32 protein-coding genes are annotated in these 18,974 nt (G+C 41.0%); 9 read left to right on the forward strand and 23 right to left on the reverse strand.

All coding sequences use genetic code 11. The annotated features are described in order from the left end of the window. The first annotated feature begins 13 nt into the window (after positions 1 to 13). The 3 genes from F7R58_RS08810 (at position 14) to F7R58_RS08820 (ending at position 3,213) form a co-directional block, all read left to right on the forward strand. Positions 14 to 457, forward strand: a complete 444-nt coding sequence (locus F7R58_RS08810; RefSeq protein WP_158064563.1) for a phage protein Gp36 family protein — start codon at positions 14 to 16, stop codon at positions 455 to 457. A 6-nt stretch (positions 458 to 463) separates the two neighbouring features. Next, positions 464 to 1,705, forward strand: a complete 1,242-nt coding sequence (locus tag F7R58_RS08815) for a DUF935 family protein (RefSeq protein WP_158064564.1) — start codon at positions 464 to 466, stop codon at positions 1,703 to 1,705. A 296-nt stretch (positions 1,706 to 2,001) separates the two neighbouring features. After that, on the forward strand, positions 2,002 to 3,213 hold the full coding sequence (locus tag F7R58_RS08820) for a phage minor head protein (RefSeq protein ID WP_158064565.1): 1,212 nt from the start codon (positions 2,002 to 2,004) through the stop codon (positions 3,211 to 3,213). On the opposite strand, the gene F7R58_RS08825 is transcribed toward F7R58_RS08820, so the two are convergent. After that, positions 3,191 to 3,418, reverse strand: coding sequence for a hypothetical protein (locus tag F7R58_RS08825; RefSeq protein WP_158064566.1), 228 nt, complete (start codon positions 3,416 to 3,418; stop codon positions 3,191 to 3,193). The genes F7R58_RS08820 and F7R58_RS08825 overlap by 23 nt on opposite strands. 45 nt (positions 3,419 to 3,463) lie before the next feature. Here F7R58_RS08825 and F7R58_RS08830 point away from each other — a divergent pair, with 45 nt between their 5' ends. Together F7R58_RS08830 and F7R58_RS08835 are read left to right on the forward strand one after the other, a co-directional pair. Beyond that, positions 3,464 to 4,024, forward strand: coding sequence for a phage virion morphogenesis protein (locus tag F7R58_RS08830; RefSeq protein ID WP_158064567.1), 561 nt, complete (start codon positions 3,464 to 3,466; stop codon positions 4,022 to 4,024). Beyond that, on the forward strand, positions 4,024 to 4,479 hold the full coding sequence (locus F7R58_RS08835; protein ID WP_229723800.1) for a hypothetical protein: 456 nt from the start codon (positions 4,024 to 4,026) through the stop codon (positions 4,477 to 4,479). Before F7R58_RS08830 ends, F7R58_RS08835 begins: the two co-directional genes overlap by 1 nt. A 248-nt stretch (positions 4,480 to 4,727) precedes the next feature. Here the strand turns inward: F7R58_RS08835 and F7R58_RS08845 are convergent, their stop codons facing one another. The 20 genes from F7R58_RS08845 to F7R58_RS08940 form a co-directional block, all read right to left on the reverse strand. Next, complete coding sequence (locus F7R58_RS08845; protein WP_158064570.1) at positions 4,728 to 5,246, reverse strand: hypothetical protein; 519 nt, start codon at positions 5,244 to 5,246, stop codon at positions 4,728 to 4,730. Then, a complete protein-coding gene (locus F7R58_RS08850) occupies positions 5,246 to 5,749 on the reverse strand; it encodes a hypothetical protein (RefSeq protein ID WP_158064571.1) in 504 nt (167 codons plus the stop codon). The genes F7R58_RS08845 and F7R58_RS08850 overlap by 1 nt, the downstream gene beginning before the upstream one ends. 41 nt (positions 5,750 to 5,790) lie before the next feature. Beyond that, a complete protein-coding gene (locus F7R58_RS08855) occupies positions 5,791 to 6,036 on the reverse strand; it encodes a hypothetical protein (RefSeq protein ID WP_158064572.1) in 246 nt (81 codons plus the stop codon). Continuing rightward, positions 6,026 to 6,301 carry a hypothetical protein gene (locus F7R58_RS08860; RefSeq protein ID WP_158064573.1) on the reverse strand — a complete coding sequence of 92 codons (276 nt, stop codon included), beginning with the start codon at positions 6,299 to 6,301 and terminating at the stop codon, positions 6,026 to 6,028. The genes F7R58_RS08855 and F7R58_RS08860 overlap by 11 nt, the downstream gene beginning before the upstream one ends. Positions 6,302 to 6,509: 208 nt before the next feature. Next, positions 6,510 to 6,773 carry a hypothetical protein gene (locus F7R58_RS08865; protein WP_158064574.1) on the reverse strand — a complete coding sequence of 88 codons (264 nt, stop codon included), beginning with the start codon at positions 6,771 to 6,773 and terminating at the stop codon, positions 6,510 to 6,512. Beyond that, the gene (locus F7R58_RS08870; RefSeq protein WP_158064575.1) at positions 6,773 to 7,189 is read right to left on the reverse strand and encodes a hypothetical protein; all 417 of its coding nucleotides are present in this window, start codon (positions 7,187 to 7,189) and stop codon (positions 6,773 to 6,775) included. Before F7R58_RS08870 ends, F7R58_RS08865 begins: the two co-directional genes overlap by 1 nt. Continuing rightward, positions 7,186 to 7,500, reverse strand: a complete 315-nt coding sequence (locus F7R58_RS08875; RefSeq protein ID WP_158064576.1) for a hypothetical protein — start codon at positions 7,498 to 7,500, stop codon at positions 7,186 to 7,188. The genes F7R58_RS08870 and F7R58_RS08875 overlap by 4 nt, the downstream gene beginning before the upstream one ends. After that, positions 7,472 to 7,744, reverse strand: coding sequence for a hypothetical protein (locus tag F7R58_RS08880; protein ID WP_158064577.1), 273 nt, complete (start codon positions 7,742 to 7,744; stop codon positions 7,472 to 7,474). The genes F7R58_RS08875 and F7R58_RS08880 overlap by 29 nt, the downstream gene beginning before the upstream one ends. Before the next feature lie 3 nt (positions 7,745 to 7,747). Continuing rightward, positions 7,748 to 8,020, reverse strand: coding sequence for a hypothetical protein (locus F7R58_RS08885; protein WP_158064578.1), 273 nt, complete (start codon positions 8,018 to 8,020; stop codon positions 7,748 to 7,750). Further along, on the reverse strand, positions 8,017 to 8,637 hold the full coding sequence (locus tag F7R58_RS08890; RefSeq protein ID WP_158064579.1) for a DUF2786 domain-containing protein: 621 nt from the start codon (positions 8,635 to 8,637) through the stop codon (positions 8,017 to 8,019). Before F7R58_RS08890 ends, F7R58_RS08885 begins: the two co-directional genes overlap by 4 nt. A 1-nt stretch (position 8,638) precedes the next feature. Next, the gene (locus F7R58_RS08895; protein ID WP_158064580.1) at positions 8,639 to 8,842 is read right to left on the reverse strand and encodes a hypothetical protein; all 204 of its coding nucleotides are present in this window, start codon (positions 8,840 to 8,842) and stop codon (positions 8,639 to 8,641) included. 95 nt (positions 8,843 to 8,937) lie between these two features. Continuing rightward, on the reverse strand, positions 8,938 to 9,162 hold the full coding sequence (locus tag F7R58_RS08900) for a hypothetical protein (RefSeq protein ID WP_158064581.1): 225 nt from the start codon (positions 9,160 to 9,162) through the stop codon (positions 8,938 to 8,940). Positions 9,163 to 9,296: 134 nt separating this feature from the next. Continuing rightward, entirely contained in the window at positions 9,297 to 9,725 is a 429-nt protein-coding gene (locus F7R58_RS08905) for a hypothetical protein (RefSeq protein ID WP_187695224.1), read from the reverse strand. Between the two features lies 1 nt (position 9,726). Continuing rightward, positions 9,727 to 10,422 (reverse strand): DUF3164 family protein, encoded by a 696-nt coding sequence (locus F7R58_RS08910; RefSeq protein ID WP_158064583.1) that lies wholly within the window; start codon positions 10,420 to 10,422, stop codon positions 9,727 to 9,729. 19 nt (positions 10,423 to 10,441) lie between these two features. After that, the gene (locus F7R58_RS08915; protein WP_158064584.1) at positions 10,442 to 10,642 is read right to left on the reverse strand and encodes a hypothetical protein; all 201 of its coding nucleotides are present in this window, start codon (positions 10,640 to 10,642) and stop codon (positions 10,442 to 10,444) included. 73 nt (positions 10,643 to 10,715) lie between these two features. Further along, complete coding sequence (locus tag F7R58_RS08920; RefSeq protein ID WP_158064585.1) at positions 10,716 to 10,967, reverse strand: hypothetical protein; 252 nt, start codon at positions 10,965 to 10,967, stop codon at positions 10,716 to 10,718. Between the two features lie 5 nt (positions 10,968 to 10,972). Then, complete coding sequence (locus tag F7R58_RS08925; RefSeq protein WP_158064586.1) at positions 10,973 to 11,362, reverse strand: hypothetical protein; 390 nt, start codon at positions 11,360 to 11,362, stop codon at positions 10,973 to 10,975. Positions 11,363 to 11,379: 17 nt separating this feature from the next. Next, entirely contained in the window at positions 11,380 to 12,006 is a 627-nt protein-coding gene (locus tag F7R58_RS08930; RefSeq protein WP_158064587.1) for a hypothetical protein, read from the reverse strand. Between the two features lie 2 nt (positions 12,007 to 12,008). Further along, entirely contained in the window at positions 12,009 to 12,887 is an 879-nt protein-coding gene (locus tag F7R58_RS08935; RefSeq protein WP_158064588.1) for an ATP-binding protein, read from the reverse strand. Positions 12,888 to 12,898: 11 nt separating this feature from the next. Beyond that, positions 12,899 to 14,971, reverse strand: coding sequence for a hypothetical protein (locus F7R58_RS08940; protein WP_158064589.1), 2,073 nt, complete (start codon positions 14,969 to 14,971; stop codon positions 12,899 to 12,901). A 116-nt stretch (positions 14,972 to 15,087) separates the two neighbouring features. Here F7R58_RS08940 and F7R58_RS08945 point away from each other — a divergent pair, with 116 nt between their 5' ends. Next, the gene (locus tag F7R58_RS08945) at positions 15,088 to 15,357 is read left to right on the forward strand and encodes a hypothetical protein (RefSeq protein WP_158064590.1); all 270 of its coding nucleotides are present in this window, start codon (positions 15,088 to 15,090) and stop codon (positions 15,355 to 15,357) included. 108 nt (positions 15,358 to 15,465) lie between these two features. On the opposite strand, the gene F7R58_RS13090 is transcribed toward F7R58_RS08945, so the two are convergent. Next, positions 15,466 to 15,594 carry a hypothetical protein gene (locus tag F7R58_RS13090; RefSeq protein WP_262714086.1) on the reverse strand — a complete coding sequence of 43 codons (129 nt, stop codon included), beginning with the start codon at positions 15,592 to 15,594 and terminating at the stop codon, positions 15,466 to 15,468. A gap of 12 nt (positions 15,595 to 15,606) precedes the next feature. Next, on the reverse strand, positions 15,607 to 15,828 hold the full coding sequence (locus F7R58_RS08950; RefSeq protein ID WP_158064591.1) for a hypothetical protein: 222 nt from the start codon (positions 15,826 to 15,828) through the stop codon (positions 15,607 to 15,609). An 84-nt stretch (positions 15,829 to 15,912) separates the two neighbouring features. Between F7R58_RS08950 and F7R58_RS08955 the strand changes: the two genes are divergently transcribed. From F7R58_RS08955 to F7R58_RS08965, 3 genes are all read left to right on the forward strand, one after another. Then, entirely contained in the window at positions 15,913 to 16,584 is a 672-nt protein-coding gene (locus F7R58_RS08955) for a hypothetical protein (protein ID WP_158064592.1), read from the forward strand. A gap of 558 nt (positions 16,585 to 17,142) precedes the next feature. Further along, the gene (locus F7R58_RS08960) at positions 17,143 to 17,379 is read left to right on the forward strand and encodes a hypothetical protein (RefSeq protein WP_158064593.1); all 237 of its coding nucleotides are present in this window, start codon (positions 17,143 to 17,145) and stop codon (positions 17,377 to 17,379) included. Positions 17,380 to 17,679: 300 nt separating this feature from the next. Further along, on the forward strand, positions 17,680 to 18,918 hold the full coding sequence (locus F7R58_RS08965; protein WP_158064594.1) for an AbiH family protein: 1,239 nt from the start codon (positions 17,680 to 17,682) through the stop codon (positions 18,916 to 18,918). Positions 18,919 to 18,974 lie beyond the last annotated feature (56 nt).

The raw sequence follows: 18,974 nt of genomic DNA on the forward strand, positions 1-18,974 counted from the left end.
AATTCAAAAAACTATGTTCCTAACAACTGCCGATTTAGGCACCACCATTTACAGTTACCAAATAGAACAGATCACAGAAGGTGATGAGAATATACCGCTTCAGGCAATGGCATCAGCTGAAGAGGAGGTAAGAAGCTATTTAACGGCTATAGAATGGAGCGACGGCCGGCCGCGGTTGGATGTACCCGCAATTCTGCGTGCTTCAGGGAATGACAGGAACGCCTTACTGGTACGCATGACGGCAACCATCGCTAAATTCTACATTATTGAGCTGTGCAACGCCGATATGATCTACGAAACTGCCAAAGAAAGATATGACCGTGCTGTTACCTGGCTGCGCCAGTTGTCCAGGGGCGAAATAAAACTTTCAACACTTCCCGAAACTCCGGAAACGGATGACACCACCGGAACTGAACCTTTCATCTACGGATCACGCGAAAAATTTAATCACGAATAACACACTATGGCCAGAAACCGAAATAACAGAAATCACAATAACCGGAACCAGCTCGCTGCGAAAACTACGGCAAAAAGCACAGGTAACAAACTTTTTCCCCAACTGGTTGAAAAAACCGTTACTCAAACGCGGCAGGACATTGCGAAATGGAAGGCGGCACTAAATGGCTTTAATAATACAGACAGCCCTTCTGTTTATCTTTTATATAATCTTTACGACAGTATACTGGATGATGCGCTGCTGACCTCTCAGATTGAAAACAGAATTCAGGACACTTTAGGTTCATCTTTCAACCTGAGCAAAAAGGGCGGTGACATTGATGAAGAACTTACCACCACGTTTCAGAACTCAGAGCTTTTCAATGATCTTATTACACATATAATCAATTCCAGGTTCTACGGACATTCTTTGGTTGAACTGGATTGGAAACAGGACGGCTTAAACGAACCACAGTTAAAAGCGGATCTGATTCCGCGCCAAAACGTTCTGAGCAAAAAGGGTGTGATGTTGTTTGACTATAACGAAGACAAAGGCATCAAATACCGTGAAGTTCCCGAATTTGGCACATGGGTTCTGGAATTCGGTAAACCTGGTGAAAAAGGGCTCTTAAACAAAGCGGTACCGCATACATTATTCAAAAGATTTGCACAGTCGTGCTGGTCCGAGCTGTGCGAGATCTACGGCATTCCGCCGCGCGTGTATAAGACAGATGCATCCGACCCCGCCGCTGTTGCACGTGGTAAAAAGATGATGCAGGACATGGGTTCTGCTGCCTGGTTCATTATTGATACAGAAGAATCTTTTGAGTGGGCAAAAGGAGTGAATACCAACGGTGACGTGTATGGCAATTTATTGAACTTCTGCGATAATCAAAATTCCCTTTTAATTTCGGGTGCCGTCGTAGGTCAGGACACAAAGCACGGATCCAACTCTAAAGAACAGGCATCGCAGAAACTTCTTTCTAAACTGGTTCTTGCCGATATGGCAATGGTTGAAATGTACATGAATACGAAGGTAATGCCGGCGCTTGCACGCATCGGCGTTGTTCCGGCAGATTATGTATTTCAGTGGGAAATTTCTGAGGATCTCGGTACACTGTGGGAAAGAACTGTTCAGGCTTTACAGCATTTTGATGTCGATCCGGAATGGGTGAAAGACAAATTCGGTATCCAGGTAACCGGCATAAAACAGAATCCTACACCGGTACCGGGAACCAATCTTAATGTAGCTGAAAGTTTTTTCGTTTAAGGGCTGCTGGACATCGGCCTGTCAGCCCTAAACAATATTTTAACGGACTTCATTCCCGGTTAGGATATATTTATGACTGTAGTTGCGAAAGCTGTCTGAAAATCAATCTTGCTGCGAAGTCGGACGGACCGGTTTTTAAATCTGTTTTAAAGGCTGCTGAAAAAGCGTTTAAGTTCCTGCACGAAAAAGGATCATACAGCCCTGAAGATCTTACCGCCAAACCATACCAGAAACTGATTGAGGAAACCAACAAGGTTTTTAACTCGGCAATAACTGATAACGATATCCCGGCTGAAATGCTGGCGAAGCTTGAAAATGACACCTTTGTTTTTTCCGGACTGCGGACCCATGCACAACTTTTAGAAGCCTCAACCATGCTTATGGAAGACGGTAAGATCCGCGGATTTGATGCTTTTGCCAAAGATTTCAACCAGGTTAATACAAAGTACAATCAGAACTATTTGGAAGCCGAATGGCAGTTCGCCCTGTCCAGTTCCCAAAGTGCCGGAAAATGGGCCGCGATAGACCAGGAAGGCCGGTATAATTTACAGTATCGGACTGCAAATGATGACCGGGTACGTGCGGATCATGCCGCCTTACAGGATATTACACTACCAGTAGAAGATCCGTTTTGGCTGACTTATTATCCCCCGAACGGTTGGCGGTGCCGCTGCGTGGCCGTGGAAGTACTGAAGACAAAGTATGAGGTATCTGATTCTGATAAAGCCAATGCAGCGGGTGATCGTGCAACGACTAAAATAGGCCCTGACGGTAAAAACAAAAGTGAAATTTTCAGGTTTAATCCGGGAGCGGAACAGAAGGTGTTTCCGCCGAAACATCCATACAATAAAGTGAAGGGTGCGGATGATGTGAAAACCATTTTACAGCCTGAATTTACGCCTGAGAAGCTGAAGGATTACGAGAAGAAATTAGGCATAAATGTCAATACGGAGATATTTGAATTCCTTAAGAAAAGTACTCCATTGACATTGACCAATCCGCCGGAACTTAAGGGTACTACCGGTGCCTATTTCCAGCCTGACTTAAACATCGTACGAATACCAATAGATGAGAGGAGAAAGCAAAGTAAATGGAAAGCTGAATCGGTTGTTTATCATGAATTCGGTCATGCAGCCGACTGGCATTCCGATTTGAAGAAAAGAAAAGAGGTAACGGACCTGATGGATAAATACCGTAAAGAACTGGACTTTGCAGCCATTGAAAAGCGTCTGGAAAAGATGGGATACTGGGCGTTTACAAAGGGGAAATTTGACCTTCTGGAGAAGGTAGGCGCAGCGGAAGACACTATAATGTCACTGGATCCAAACTACGGCAGCGGACATTCTGCAAACTACTGGAAAAGGGAAGGAAATAAAGAAGCGGAATTCATCGCTCATGCATTTGAAAACAAATTTGCAGGGAATGAAGTGTTTAAAAAGATAATGCCGGATTTGTACCGCGAATCGGTAGAGCTGATAGATAAACTTAAACCAAAACCAAAGAAGTAATGTCATACTCTTCTAAGGAATGGTCTTTAAGGTCAATTTTCTTGCCCTGTTCATCAGCTTGCTTCAAGAGTTCAAAGAACTCATTTCGCTGTCCCGAAAGTGTGAGCGACCTGTACAGTGTACGAAGAAACTGAGCATACTGATCCTTTTCACTGCCTGAGTGATCACGTATGGAAAGCCTGTTGTATATTTCTTCGCCAGTCATTATGGAACTATATTCCACAAAGTTACAAACATTTTTAAATTGACAATGGATTTACAAATTTTTCATCAAAACATCATCAAAGACGTAAAAACTGAAATGATGGATGAGTTCGACCGGAACTTTGAGCGCAAAGCATTCTTTGACCAGGCGTGGCCGAAAACCTCGCTGATTAACCGGAAAGGCTCCATGATGGCCAGAACCAACAATCTGCGACGTGGATACCAGGCAAAGATCCAGGGCGAAAAGATTGCTTTCACGAACTCAATGCCTTACGCTTCAATCCACAATGAAGGTGGTGAAATTACGGTTACAGCCAAAATGAAACGGTATTTCTGGGCAATGTACTACCAAAGCATTGGTTCTGTGAAAACCAGTCAATCCAAGACAATGGGCCTGCATGTAAAACTAAATGACAAAAACAGAGGTATTGTTATTGAAGCGCAGCAGTTCAAAGCTTTGGCCATGATGCCGATCGGGAAAAAGATAAAGATTCCTTCCCGGCGGGTGATCGGGAACCACCCACGAATTAAGGAAGTTATTTCCGGTGTGGTAGACAATCACCTGAAGGAGCTTAATGATATTATACTGAACAAACTACAACCATAATGGATACACTATTACAGGCCATACAGGCCAAAATAGCCGAAACAGTGACGGCAATAAAGTATGTAGATGAGAATTGGGGTCAGCTGGACCTATACGGTAATGAGATCCCGGTACAATGGCCATGCGCGCTGATTAGCCTCAGTTCTGCGGTATTCAGCAACCTCGCAACCGATTTCCGCGCGGTACCGGTGAACCGGCAGGAAGGAACAGCAACTGTGGAAGTGACCTTTGCTAAACTGAAGCTCTCCAACAGCAGTTATAAAGCACCGGCAGCGCAAAAGGCAAAAGCCTGGGAAATTTGGGATATTGTAAACGATGCGCATAAGGTACTGCATGGATGGAACCCAGTATCCGGAACCGGCAAACTGATAAGAACCGGTATTTCTCAGGTTAGGCGGGATGACGGTGTGCAGGAAATAAGGGTGGTATACACTATTGGACTTCACAATTGTTAGCCTCCAGTTCGGCCAGCTGCTTATCAATTGGAGTGCTCAGTATGGTATTAAGTGTTGTGCGGGAAATGGGATATTTAGGGTAGATGTACCGCTTTAAAATACGAGTATCCGGAATATCTTCTGTTTTATGTTGCAGATAGATGTCCCGGATATTTTTATATCGTAAAAGAGTGTTACGCTGTAAACGTTTGGTCATTCGGTTATTAGTAATACAAATATATGGAAGTAAATTCCATATTTACAATAGTTTATAAAGTTTTCGCACAGAAAACATTATCAATATACCAATAACCTTCATCCAAATTTACAAATTTCACTAACATTTGACCCTTTCGCAGTTCTCGCATCTGATAATCTTTGTAATTTTCGGTGGTAGCCTCAGGTACATAATACTTTTGCCAGAAGGGGAATATATTAAGAAACTGACCGTGAACCCTTTCCATTCTGTACGTTTTCACACCAGGAATTTTCAGATCAGCGTTTTTCCCATCCATAAAAGTCTTATAAACAACTTCTACTGTTTCAAAATTCATATAATTATGACCGGTACCTATGTCCGCATCTGTTACTTGTGCGGGGACGTAAATATAATGGTCTGTGTCCTGCCTGTTTTCAATCGTAAAAAACCTGAACTTGTCTTTTGATAAAGCAACGACTTCGTCAGCATACTTCCGCGCTTCATTTTGACTTAAAGCACAGGTTTTGTCAATATTTATCTGTGTAAATGCCAAAAAAGGAAACAGCAGAAATAATAATAGTTTTTTCATCAGATTAAAATTTGGTGTTCTTCAAGTTCCTTTAGAAATTCAGAGGCTTTGTGCGCAACCTCCATAAGCTTTTCCAACGCTTTCTCATCCATAACATCATCTATTTTATATAGTTCATGATCCTCATTATAGTAGCCTGAAGCTATAAGCTTTCCATATTGTTCATCGCCAAATAAAGTTCTCAATGTCCTACTAGCATTATTATTCACTTCGGATAGTTTTGATTTTCCAGTAATATGAGAAATTTCCCGAGCCTTATCCCAAGAGTACCTAACCAATTTTCCATCTTTTTGGGCTATAATAATTCGATCCAAAGCCTTTCTTCCCTCTGTCTTGAGTTTTACGTAACCAAAAATCTTTTCGCCTGTAAAGTTCATCAGCGGATCAAACGGCCATTCTGATTTGAATTGATCTATCAAACTTTTTGTAAGTTTTCTACCGTTAACTTTCATAACATTGATCTGGATCGTGCTTTGATCCTGAAAATAATCTTCGTATTTCATTTATTAATTTTTTTTATAAAACTACAAAAAAAACCGCACGCTTATACAAGCGGCGGTTTTACAATCGGTTTTTCAAATTCTTTTTTAGCTACTTCAGCCCAGTAGGTTTCTTCTGTTGGTTCCTGGTCTCCTTTCACTGCACATTCCAATTCATAGGGATGCTTAATGAAACGGCTCCCATGTATATGCTCCTCATGGTAAAAGGAATGGGAAACTATGCGGTAGCCTACTTTCTTCAGTGCTGCCACAACCTCTTCTTTGGGATACTCAAAGCCGTTAATCTCCATCGTTTAAAAGTTTTTCCAGCTCATTTTCTAAGCACTCAATTTTATAATTAAGACTTTCCAAATATTGCGATCTTAAATCACTGAAGGGAATTAAATTAAGATCAACATTACTGTATTTAGGATTCATTCCAAAAACTTCATCTTTAATCTGAATTTTAGAAGATCCGTTAAACGCTTTTGCAGTTTCCCAGCTATTCAGTTCCTTGGTAAGTTCTTCTATTTTAGTTTCCAATTCCGCAGCCTTCTTTAAATTTTTTCTTTTCATTATTTCCAGTATTTAATATTAAAACCAACGCCATATGCGTGGCATGAATGCGATTAATAGACCTGATAATGCACATGCTAATATCTGGTCCGGGGTTTCAATATTGTATTTTATAATAAAAGGCAATGCTATGACCGTACCCAACAAACCTCCAATTTCCCAGCCACTTAATTTTATTGATCTTTTCATTGTTTCCAGTGTTTTTTAATTAAATAGGCCTCCAGTGTGTTGGTTCAATATTGTTTTTAATTTGCTCACTAAACGCATCGTTATCGTCACATTCACTGTGTGATATCGTCATGTAACAGTCTTTATACCACCAATAGTGGGCTGTTACAAAATCATCTTCGTTTTTAAATCCGATCCGTACACCTTTAGGATTCACATCTTCGTCTATCCACTTGGGGTTAAAACAAATTACTTCCACGCCGTCCGCGGGCTTTTGTTCGTTATAGTCAATATATCCTTCCATTATTTCCAATATTTTTTGTTTAAATAAGTTGCCGGGTAAGGGAACGCGGTTCCGTCCGACTTTAGTTTCACGAGCTCCGGAATGGAAAGTATGGCTTCCATCTTATCCACGTTGCCCAATTTGTTCCAGGCTTTTTCGGTGACTTCTTTAGGGCCCACTTTACGCGGGTACTGTTTATAGAAGTTTTCAAAACTCACATCACTAAGCTCAGCGAATATCCAACCGGATTTCATATCCTGGGTTTTAATTCTTTCCAACATGTGGGTAGTGTCACTGGGTAGATTGGCCGTTACTTTTTTCACCTTCTCACTTTCCCAGTCGCCTTCAAATTCAATCAGCTGTAAAACGCCGTTTAAACTGTATTTAAAAGTGATTTTAAGACCGGTCTTTTGGTGTTTTGCTATAAAGGTTCTCATAACAGTTTTTGGTGTAATTCGTTCTTCAGCATTTCAATTTTGTTAGCTTCATACACTCCGAAGTTTCCGGCACTGCAAAGAACTTCATACAGCAGGTTTGCGAGGTGGTATTTCAGAGTGAGGGATATTTGCTTACCATTAGGATTACAGCTGTAATTAAGGCACCGCTGGCTTAACTGGCTGAAGAGTTCAATGCGCATGGATTTGCCGGATCTCCTTACTCTGTCAGTTGCCAGTTCCTGGCACCGGTCACGTATGATCCGGTGGATCAGGAACAGGGTTTCAGGATCTGTTTTTACGTTTATTTTCATTGGTCTTTTGTTTTTGATAGTCGCGGATCACTTTTTCTGCGGCAATGCTTCTGGCAATATGATCGGGTGTAAATGATTTGTAACCGGTCAGGAAATCATTGATCACTTTCCTTTCAATATTCAGCCGGAACTCCTGGACAAGATCCAGCGCGTCCAGGCTGCTTTTGCATTTGCCGCTGCTGTCCGGAACCCGGCACTCTGCCAGTTCCCGTTTTAGCAGCTGTAGAAATTGCAGATCTGTCATTGCTTAATATTCACTGTAATCTATGAAGTGAGAAGTTTCACAGTTGAGATAGAATCTTCTTAAAATGTCTTCATCGGATGAAGACGGGCCAATATTCAAACTTTCAGAAATTCCTGGTAAAATTACCGGTAATCCAAAACTGTTCAGGCTAAAGAAACCAGCGGAATACAGTTCCAAGCTACCTTCCCATTCGATTTTTACCTGTGAATGTGTAATGTGATCAGGGAAAGTTACTGGCAGAAATAGACCGTTACGCTTGTAGATGACATATTTCATGACAGAAGGTTTCTCTTACTATTGGTTACCTGCGTATGAAATTCACCGCCTTTCACATTGCCCAGGATCTGACCCTGTTTGTATGTAGCTTCACGCTCTTTATTGCTCATGCCGGAATAGTCAATTTCTTTAATCTGATCCGGATGGTAAATTTTAGAGGCTATTACATATTTGGAAAAGAAAGCATTTTGCAACTCAGCCCGTTTGGCGTTTTTGGTTTTGGCAGATCTGCATCGCTTTACATGCGGTAAACAGAACTCTGTAAATTGTGCAGCTGCGTGCCGTCTGAAATACTCATAAGCGCTGTCCAGTGTCACCCAGTCCAAATATTCCAGATCAACCGAAAGATTCCGGCCATTAACCGTACTTAAATAGATCTGCAATCCTTTTTCGTTAAAAAAGTATTGTACCAGCTGACAGAACAGTTTTTTATCCAGTTCGGTTTTGTATTTGAAATAATACCGGGTGAGGTTTATTCTGCTAAGATCTTCGTCAGACAGATCATATTTTTTCACCAGGCGGTTCAGTGCTATCTGTGCGGCTTCCTTTTCTCCGTCAACACCACGGTTGGCCAGTTCCAGCACTTTGGCGATTTTGTCTCTGATTTCTGTGTTCATATCAATCTTCAATAATTGTTGAAATTGTAAGCAACTGATCCATTTCCCTGCGCATTGCAGCCTTACTGGCAAAGTCTTTTTGCAGTGTATGCCATTCGCGCCGCGTTGCTGTTTTGCATTTTATTGCAAGGCGTTCCCTGTCTTCCCGGATAATTGTAAATCCGGCTTTTAAAATTTTTTGTACGTCTCTTGTGTGTAGTCCCATTTCATTCTTTTATTTAATTCCTGTTCCCCTGGCAGGGGTCGAACCTGCGCCCACCATTTGCGGCTGGATCCAATCTTCAGGGGATATCCAACAAACTATTTCCTGAGGTGCTTTTTAAACTCTCTTTGAGCGATCCAAAAGATGACAGCCTGTACAAGTAGCATTACCAGCCCAACTAAGGCAAAGATGACAATGGGAAGCCACAAGGGCATTAATACGTACCACCAGGACCAGTCTATGACCTGAGTCAGTTTAAGAGTTATAAAAACGATGGCTAAAAGCCCGAGGAAACTGATTCCTCCATACTCACTTTTCTGCATAAAGTATAATTTTAGGTTAATGATTTCTTGAATTTTTCTGGAATCCGGAACTTATTACCAGGGCACCGAGCAGGCCCATAAAAAGTCCCATGATGAAAGTGGATATACCCACTGCAATTGCTAATTCTTCCATATTATTTGTACTGTTTTTGGATAATGTTCTGAAGTGCTGAAATTATTTTAGACAGCTCAGCCCTGGTCATTTCCTTTAGCGGCGTTTTCACAGGGCTTCTGTCGGATTTAAGCCAACCACCCAAACGGTGTAGATCCACAAACTCCGGTTTTTCTTCCTGCACCCAGCCCAGCTGATGGCATAAGGACAGAACTGTGCGGTGCTGTGAATTGTTCCGGTCGAACAAGGCCCACGTAGAGTGATTAAGCGGTTTGCCAGTGTTGAAAAAGTGTATCAGCTCATCTGCCTGCAACCGGCTTAAATCTTTAATGGAATTAAGTTCCACGCCCATCATTTCAGATAAGGCTTCTAAGCGCTCTTCGCGGTTCCGGAACTTACCGCTGCATATTGTTTGCAACTGCGTTATTTGGGTGGTGGTAATGGTGCTCAATTTAATCTTCTTTAGGCAGTAAAAAAGTAAGGTCTACATCTTCCGGTAGGTTTACTGCGGTAATGGAAAGCGGAAGGCTTTTTTCCACGCCTGTGCTGTCCACTTGCCAGGCTTCAACAAACCATTTTGAAAGTTTGGGGCTGTAGTTGTTCTGGATGATCTCAACACCTCGCTGCAAATCAGTATCCGGATAATCACGGTCTGCGATTTGCCTAAGCTCCAGTACTTTTTTGCTGTCCAGGTCACCCTTTCCGTTTTTCTGTAGCAGACGGTTCAGGGCACCGATCAGTTTTTTAGAATTGTCATCTTTGGCCAGCGTGCCCAGGAAGCGGTGAACCATTGCCAGTCCGTAGCCGGCATCATCATTATAACCGTCGGTTATGCGGTAACCCAGCTTAACAGACTGATTGTTGAAACTGACTGTGTGTGTTTGCTGATTGCTTTTTACGCCCATGGTTTCAATCTTAAGCAGCAGATAATCGCGGAAATCCCGAAACACCTGCGCTTTCGCTTTGGCCAGATTGTCGGATGCTTCCTGAAGTAATGCAAATGAGGCGGGAACCACTTCTTTTGCGATGTCCTCCAAAGCCTGCATATCCTTTGCCCGCTGTTCCTTTTCCTGTTTTTCCAGCTCGCGCGCCTGTGCGATAAATTCTTTTTTTTCGGTTGGTGAAAGGTTGGTAATGTCTATAGTCATTGGTATTAATGCTTATAAATTAAACTGGGTGAACTAAAATGGTGTGAACAATTGTTTTGTTGCCAATCCGCTGAAATACTTTCTTGTATTTGTAGTTGCCCACCACAACCATTTGAATTCCTTTTTTGTTGTTGAATTCTCTTTGTGGTTTCTGACGGCGTTGGCGTCTGTTCATTGTTGGATTAAGGTTTCCATAACCGTAGTTTCCTGAATTGTGCATTTTTAATAGTGTTTATTTAGGTTTGATCTTGTGTTAAAAACTGAATGGCGGGAAAAGCCATAGTTTAATGGTCTCAATTAGTTTTTTCACTTTGTGCTGTTTCAATTTCCCGCGCTGCTAAAGCTTCCAGTTCCTCTACAAATACTTCTTTCATGCTGTCAGTGCTTTCAACCTGGTTTATAATCAGCTGTGCGGTTTGCTGATCAGAGCAGTTTCTAAGGCTGATCACTTTCTCTTCAGAAAAGGCCAGGAAGATTCCCGGAATGTTTGCTGAGCTCATTTTTTGTAATACCGATTTTACTTCGGCTTTTAATTCTTCTGTCATAATTTTTAATTTAGGTCGAAATGATATTTAGGTTTTGTTTTCACTTTGGGTTTAGACTTATTCAGCAGTGAGGCCGGATAATAATTTTCGAGCTCCATGGCAAATTCATACAGGTACTTGTAGTACGTTTGTTCCGCATCCGGCAGGTGGTTCATCATGTAACCGCCGTACTCAGAAATCATTCTGGTTTCAACCAGGATCTGCCATTGCTTTTTATAGTAAGCGAACAGGCTTTCATTCGTAATCAGGTTCCGGTCCTGGTGGTAGAACTTCAGGGCCATTGCTTCGCACCAGGTAACGAAAAACTGATGTATCAGGTTGTCGTAACCCCAGTCATTGTAACCCAGTGCCTTTTTTACCAGCAGGCGGTTCGGGTTTTGGTTAACTTTCTTCATTGTTGTGAATTGTTGTGTTACTTTATTATTTCAGATCCGTGAAGGATCATTGCTTTCTCCTGGTCTATGATGAACTGTCCGCCGGTGGTTCGGCCGCCTACTGTGGCTACCAACCCCTGAACCCTGACTATTCTGTCTGCCATTCGTTTGATCATCTTTGCAGTAGCGGTGTACGGTTCGCCGCGTTCTTCATGAGCTAAAAAGAAAAACATCTTATCCGGATTTTCTTTTATCAGTTCCTGAAACCCGCCGTTCTTCAGTTCGTCACTGTAAAAAGTCACGTTATCTATGAAAACCAGTTTCGGTGCATAACGCTTTTTTAGGGCCTCCCGAAGTTCAGCCAGTGGTAAGTACCCGTAGGCTTTAAACTTCTTGTTTTTAGGGTCGAAATTGGCCCGCTGGATCACTTCCTGAAAGGTGAGGCCCAGACCCTCTTCAGCTGATATGTACAGGACCGCTTCAAGTGTGCTCAGGTACTGAGCGAACAGCATTGCAAACCATGTTTTTCCCTGCTTTTCTTCACCATAGATAATCCAGACCTTGCCTGTGCGTTCCGGCTCCCCGAATATGGTAAGCCAGATTCCTGTAAGCACCAGCGTTTTCATTTTCCTGTTCAGGATGTTGCTTACTGTGTAGGTCCTCATACTTATGCAGAAATTTTAATGAGCGTTTCCAGGTGCCGCAGCGTAGCTTCTTTTTTAAGGCATTGTTTCACCAAAGTTTCAACCGGTTGGGATCCGGTGTGGTTTGCGGTTGCAACCTGCGTAAGCAATTCGTTATAGAATGCCTGTCTGTCCAGTACACCATTAGGTGTAAGCTGTATGAATTCATCAGAAAAGCGGCTGAAGATCTCAGCAAAGCCTACCTTTTTATTATTGATTCCCTTTTGGATCTTGTTTCTTAATCCATCAGCTCCCATCATTAACCATCCCGCAGTTCCATCGGCCGCGTTCCACAGTTCTTTCAGTTCCAGAAAGGCAGTGTATTCCAAGTCTCCAACTTCATCCAGGATAAACACCGGGTTTTCGAGCTGATTGATGTAATACTTCAGGTTTTCCTTTACGTCGATGTATTTGCCTTTGTTATCAATACCTAGTGTTTTAGCAAAATGGCGCACAAACAGCTGCTTACTTTTGGACTGGGAACAGTCGATATAAAAGGCATTGCGCATGGTTTTCACGATGTTTTTCGCGCTGAAAGTCTTACCGATACCACAGGCATCCACCAGCACCATGGAGCGCGCAAAAGTCTGGCAGAACTGGATGCTGCTTTCTATTTCTGTATACACTTTTGTGCGCACGACCTTCCAGCTGCTTTTTTTATTGTTTATACCCAGTTCGCGACCGATCTGAAGCCACTGAGACGGTGAAATAAGACCTTCAATTTCGCCTTTGTTCAGCCTGCTGAAGACCGCACCGTTAATTCCGTAGATCTTAGCAAACTGTCCGTCCGTTCCGCCAAAGTTGGGGCGGCGTTCCAGTAGTGCTGTTCTTACCTGCTGCTTATATTCAATTGATAATTCCATTGTTGTGAGTTTTAATGATTATTTAAAAATGAGTTTTTCCAACTGGTGGACGGCACCACAGCCATTTTCTCCTGTTCATCTGTATCAATGACTTCCACCGTTTCAGGCTCCGGTCTGAACCCTTTTAAGTTCATTCCAGGGATAAAAAATCCGTTTTGCGGTACCGGCTTTGGCTGTTGGTAAATGCTAACTTTCATCAGTGCTTTTTCCTGTTTTCTGATGAAAGCCTCAACCGTTGCTACATAGCTGCTTTGGATCTCACGCGCCTTTTCAGATTCGGGGGTACGCTCTATGACCGCTCTATTATATTTCGGCATTTCCTGAACTTCACAGATAAACCTCCCTTCGCAGAATGCCAGTGCTTTCAGTACATTCCCGGCATGGTCATCGAGCCAGTAAACGTCGATATCTCTGCCCTCAATAGCCTTCATAGCTGTAATTAAACTTTCACCGGTGCAGATTTCGCCGTTCTGTGCAATTGCACGAGGTTTGCCCTGAAGTTTGATGTATCCGGCGTTACATGAAGTCTGTGTGTGATATCCAAGGTGTGGCAGGATCGCTTTCCAATTGGTAGGCTTCAGTTCCGGATGCTGGTTCTGTAAGAAATATTCCCAACGCGTTACAGACGGATCCTGCGAGTGCGGACTGTTGTTCCAGTCGAACAAATCCTGAATCGCATTTTCAACAATCTGATCATATGGAATCTGAGGAACTTTGGCAGCGCCGGACTGATTAGATTCTGATTTGGCGTGCGGTCTGGCCAACCATCCTTCACGCTGTTTTTCCACTTCGTATCGCAGCGAACCGAAATAACGTTCAATCCGCTTACCGCGCGCGTTATTGGCTTCAATTCTTACGTTTTGGAACATATATCCTTCCTGAAGGAATGTGTTGGTAAAACTGCTGTTTAACGCGCTTTCCGCTTCCAGTCCGTCCGGAAGATTGAAACCCCATTCGGTGTAGTTCCTGACCATCTGGCGGTAGAACTCAGTAATAATTCCGTCTTTGGTCTTTCCGTGTACGAATACTGTAAAACACTCACTGGCCAGATCAATTCCGTTGTAAAACCAAACCCTGTTTCCGTCCAGATCTTTGAAAGGTGGGTTCCGGTCATCAATTGATATGAGGGATCCGGCAAATTTTGGCCTTTCGAGCTGATGATATGGTTTGAATTTCTGCATGTACTTCTGGCGGTCCCCGGAACGCTGCTTGTGCGTTGCCGCCTGATTTTCCCATTTCGTGAGGAAGTTGCGAACCGTGCTTTCCGAAAGCTTTTTAAAATCTTTAGGATTGAAAATTTCGCCTGTATCCTCATTATAAACCTGTATATAACCGCTTAAAAATGCTTCATAAGATCTGTGAATCTCTGTAACCGTAGGCTTATGGCTGATGTTAGCGAATAGACCGTTCAGAACGGATTCTGTAACATCATCCACTTTCCGAGGGTTCAGTTTGCGTTTCCCTGCAACGTCTTTGATGATCGACAGGAAATTGTACGGCCACTCCCGTTTATTATGATTAAATGACGTTTCAAACTCGTTTAAAGCTTCTTTAAATCGGGTCGGATGCGTGGGCAGATTGTGCGTTGGCAGGTTTTTGCTTTCCAAATAGCGGCTGAATGAATTGCTTTCATCACAAAGGAAATTGTTCAGACCTTTTAAAGACATTCCTACTTTAATTCTTTCAGCCTGGTGCTTTTGCCTCAGCTGTAAAACACTGATCAGTACACTTGCATTGGTGATATACCTTTGCTGTTCATCAGGATTAAGGTAAGACCCATCCGGACGGCAGAATGAGGTGTAAAAGTCCACAGCCACTGAATCTGTTTTGTAGAAATAAAGCAGGTTATGTTCTACATTCCGGGGGTCACCCAACTGCTGCTGTATGTGGTTAGGAAGTGAATCGAAATCAATCAGTAATTTGCGATTTTTCCCACCTCCGCGTTGAAGTGCCTTTATGCCATAATTTCTTTCTCTATTACGGCTGATCTCCATGGAAAGTGTGTTTTGACTACTCCAGAATTCCGGAACGAGTTCCGAAACCTCTACAGCGACTTTATTTGTATGTTCCCAAAAATGAGGCATATTAGTTTAAGTTTTTTATTGTTCCGGCTGCGGTTACGAACCGCACCAGTGAGAATACTGGGAGCGTATCGCCGGAAAAAAACTAAATTTGAAGTGCTAACAAAAAAATTCAGTTTATGGAAGATGATTATGCTTTAGAACATGATTTTGCCGTTACAGAGATTGTTCTGCTTCGCGCTCAGGTAGAGGCTTTAGAATCTGCTGTAATGCTACTTGCAAATCATTCACTTTCTGCTCAAGATGAAGCAACTCTGAGAAAGGAATATCTCGAACGTTTCGCAAAGGTTGTAAACGATCTTTCACACCGTATGCGAGTTTATGATGCACAAGTTGGTCGTAATAAGATTCGGGAAGCTGTTCGGCTGAAATCTTTGGAGTTCCAGTAGTCTCAACTTTGTATCCAAGTTTTTTTAGTGTGTGGAAGATTCTTTCACTTTCGGAGGCTTTAGCACTACCTACCTCCCTGGGATCTTCAATTAATATAATTCTCATGCTTAGGCAGTTTTTTGGGTTACAATTTTGAAGGTCCCGAAAAAGATCCATTCCTCCTGTATCATCTTTTCGCTGTAGATGAAGGATACTGTGCGTCTGAACCTCAGGACTTTGTTTATAAGCTTTTTCATGTTAATATTTGTTTATTGTTTCTTAAAGTTTTCCACTGCTTTGGTTTTAGCGTCATCCAGCTGCTTGCAGATTTCTTTATACTCCTTGCGGATCTTATCCGGTACCACACCATTGCGGTTACCGTTCACGCTTTGCCGTATATAATAGGCGGACAATCCAAATTTTTCAACCAGTGCTGTAATCGCATCTACATTGTGCTGGTTGTATTCTGCTTTTTTTGTTCCTTTGTTCATTGCTCTTTTTGTTTCAATTATTGAGCAAATATAGAAGATAATTTTCAACTTCACCAAAAGTAATGGTGATAATTTTCATCGCTCATGGAGAATATTTTAAATAGAATCAAGCAAGTGGCTGAATATGAGAATGTAACGATTACATTTTTGGAGGCCAAAATCGGAGCCAGTAAGGGCGTTTTATCCCGTGCTATCAAAAACAACACGGATATACAAGCCAAATGGCTTACTAAAATAGTTGAAAATTATCCCCGTTTAAACTCTTGTTGGTTGTTAACTGGTAAAGGTGAAATGCTTAATGATCGGAAATCTGAAGCACTACAGGATGCAGCCTCAACAAATTTACATGCATTAGGCACACGCTTTTCTGAATTCTTGTTACATAAAGGCCTAAGCGAGAAAAAGGCGGGTAACTTATTAGGAGAAACCGACAGCCAGATCAGCAATATCATTAACGGCCATAATTTCGGATGCGATAAAATGTATAACATCCTAAATGTCTTTAAAGATCTGGATGCGAATTTTTTGTTTAGGGGATCCAATCCTATGATTATTGGCAATTCTGGTAATATAGATTATCAAAGTAACGCCACGCACACGATTAGTGAAAGCCTGCTGAATGCGCAGCAGGAATTGTTAAAATACAAAGACACAGAAATTAAAAACCTTAGAAAAGAAATTTCTGAATTAAAAAAAGACTACAAACAGGGCATTCCTTATACAAGAGTTGCTGAAGAAAGAACAAAACTGAAGTAGTACACATGTTTTTTTGTGACCAACTGACGCATCACCGTGCAAAAGCACTGTTTTACAGTATTTTATATATATTATTACTTTGTAGCAGGATGCAATTAAGACGGTTATTCAGGGGTTTTTATGCTGTTTTAGTGGGGTTTTTTGCCCTTCAATGCTCATTTCAACCACATATTTTACTGTCAATTGATAATCCAAATGATAATCCAAATGATAATCCATTACTTATTAAAGGATTTTTTGAAAGCAGTGCTGCCCACAGGAAAAGTAATCAAGAGCTGAGACCATTGGAGCATGCAAAAAGCCCTATAACGTAGGTTATAAGGCTTAAATGGTAATAATTGACCTGTTGAACAGGCTGTATTTGGAAAGTGATTTAAACGAGCTTTAAAAGATGTTTAAAATAGTAGTATAATGGTAGTAAGCGGTGATAAATTTACATTTCGATTCATCCAATCCAAACCGCTTAAAAGACCGCAAACGCCTTCTATTATTGGCTTTTTTGGCTTTTTTGTTTATATTCTATTTATTACATTTAGTTAAGAGGGGTATATAGAAGATATGAAAAGAAATAAAAATAAATATATTTTCGTTTCATTCGGCAAATCATCCAGAGAAGATATTATCCCGACGGCATTGTTTGGAACCGATGTTTTAGATTTAAAAAGAGATCAGGACAAGAACGCATTTAATGCACTTTTTTCCAAAATTAAAGAAGAAAATATTATAGAATTTTCAGAAGTCAGCAAAGATGAAATTCAAGTTCAGAAAATTGAAATAAAGCCTTTCAAATTGTAAAGGCCTAGAATAAGACCATTACTGCACGGCAAACGGCGTATGAATTTTTTTTTCCTTAAAGAATCTCAGAAAAAAGAACTAAGCGAAGCTCAAAAAGCGTCCGACACCCGCGATACTGCTCTTGATCAGCTTCATCCATTCTCTGAAGTCTCCCGACCACGGTGCTTTCTTTTCAATCGCTGAAAAAAGTTACCTCCTCAACCTTATTGATTCTCCATTCCCCTCCACCGGAGGGGTGTCCGAAGGACGGGGGGCAGCAAAGTGAAAACGCGTAGTTTGTTATCGCTGTAAAATTTTATATTGAAATCATTTATTATAATATTTATCATGCCTCGGATTTTAATTACTGGAAACGGTTTCGACCTTCATCATAACCTTCCTACTTGGTATGAAGATTTTATGAAAATAATAAAGTTTGTTTCGGAAAATAAGGAAATAGACTTTGAGTCTTTGTATCAAAATGCCAAAAATTATGAGGGTATAAAGCAAGCATTTACCAATGCGATTTCTATTAGTCCTAAAACTATCGATGAAATAAGAGAAATTACTGGAAAAAATCTTTTATATCAGTATTTTCAAAAAGAATACAATATTGACACGTGGATTGACTTCGAAAGTAAATTAGAATATTTGCTGAATTGTGTGTATAATTCGACAAAGCTGCTCCGCATGAATATTTTTAGTGCCGGTACTCTCCCACATAGTGCTCGTATATCTGTTAAAGAGAAGCTTGACGGGAAAGTGGAGTATGCAAGCGTTTTAAATGTATTAAATGTTGTTCAAACTAATTTTGAATTTATTATTATAAACGAAAAATTTTTGATTAAGAAAGAAAATTTCGTTGTTGATATTGATGAACAAAAAATCTTGGATTTAATATTCTCACAATTAATGGAGTTCAAAAAACTTTTTCATATTTACCTTTCAACCTTTGTCACACCTTTGCTTGATCAGCGTACCGACACGATAACAAACATAGATTTTTACAACTTATTTGATTATCATTTTACATTTAATTATACTGCTACGGCAAACAAAATATATGAGGGTAGGGCAAAGCTATTTTATTTGCACGGAAAGTCGGAAGAAGGTACGGAAAACATTGTTTTTGGTATTAATGAGTTGTTTAATAAAGAGGAAAACGCTGATGACTATTTAAGATTTACGAAATATTATCAAAAATATGCGTATCGAACTGATTATCATTTCTTAAATGATATACAATTTAATAGATCATCAGATTATCAAATCTTTTTTTGGGGACATTCCCTCGATAAATCAGATGCATATTATATCAACGAAATATTTGATTATTTAAAAGATATTAGAAATTTAAAGAAAAAAATTATTGTTATCTATCACAGTGACGAAGCCTATAAGCGACTTCTAAAAAATTTATTCTTTATTAGAGGCCGCACCGATATTGAAAAACGAATGCAAGAACGTTCTCTAATTTTCTGTGTATTAGACTCGCCAGAATTGAAGAAAGAGTTAGCCGTAAAAATAACTCATCCTACATCAGATCCAACGGTTTTTTAATACTACTAACTGTAAATAATTAGACCATGTTCTCCGAAGTCTCCCACTTCGGACTT

It is taken from the genome of Chryseobacterium sp. (assembly GCF_008831505.1).
GTDB lineage: Bacteria > Bacteroidota > Bacteroidia > Flavobacteriales > Weeksellaceae > Marnyiella.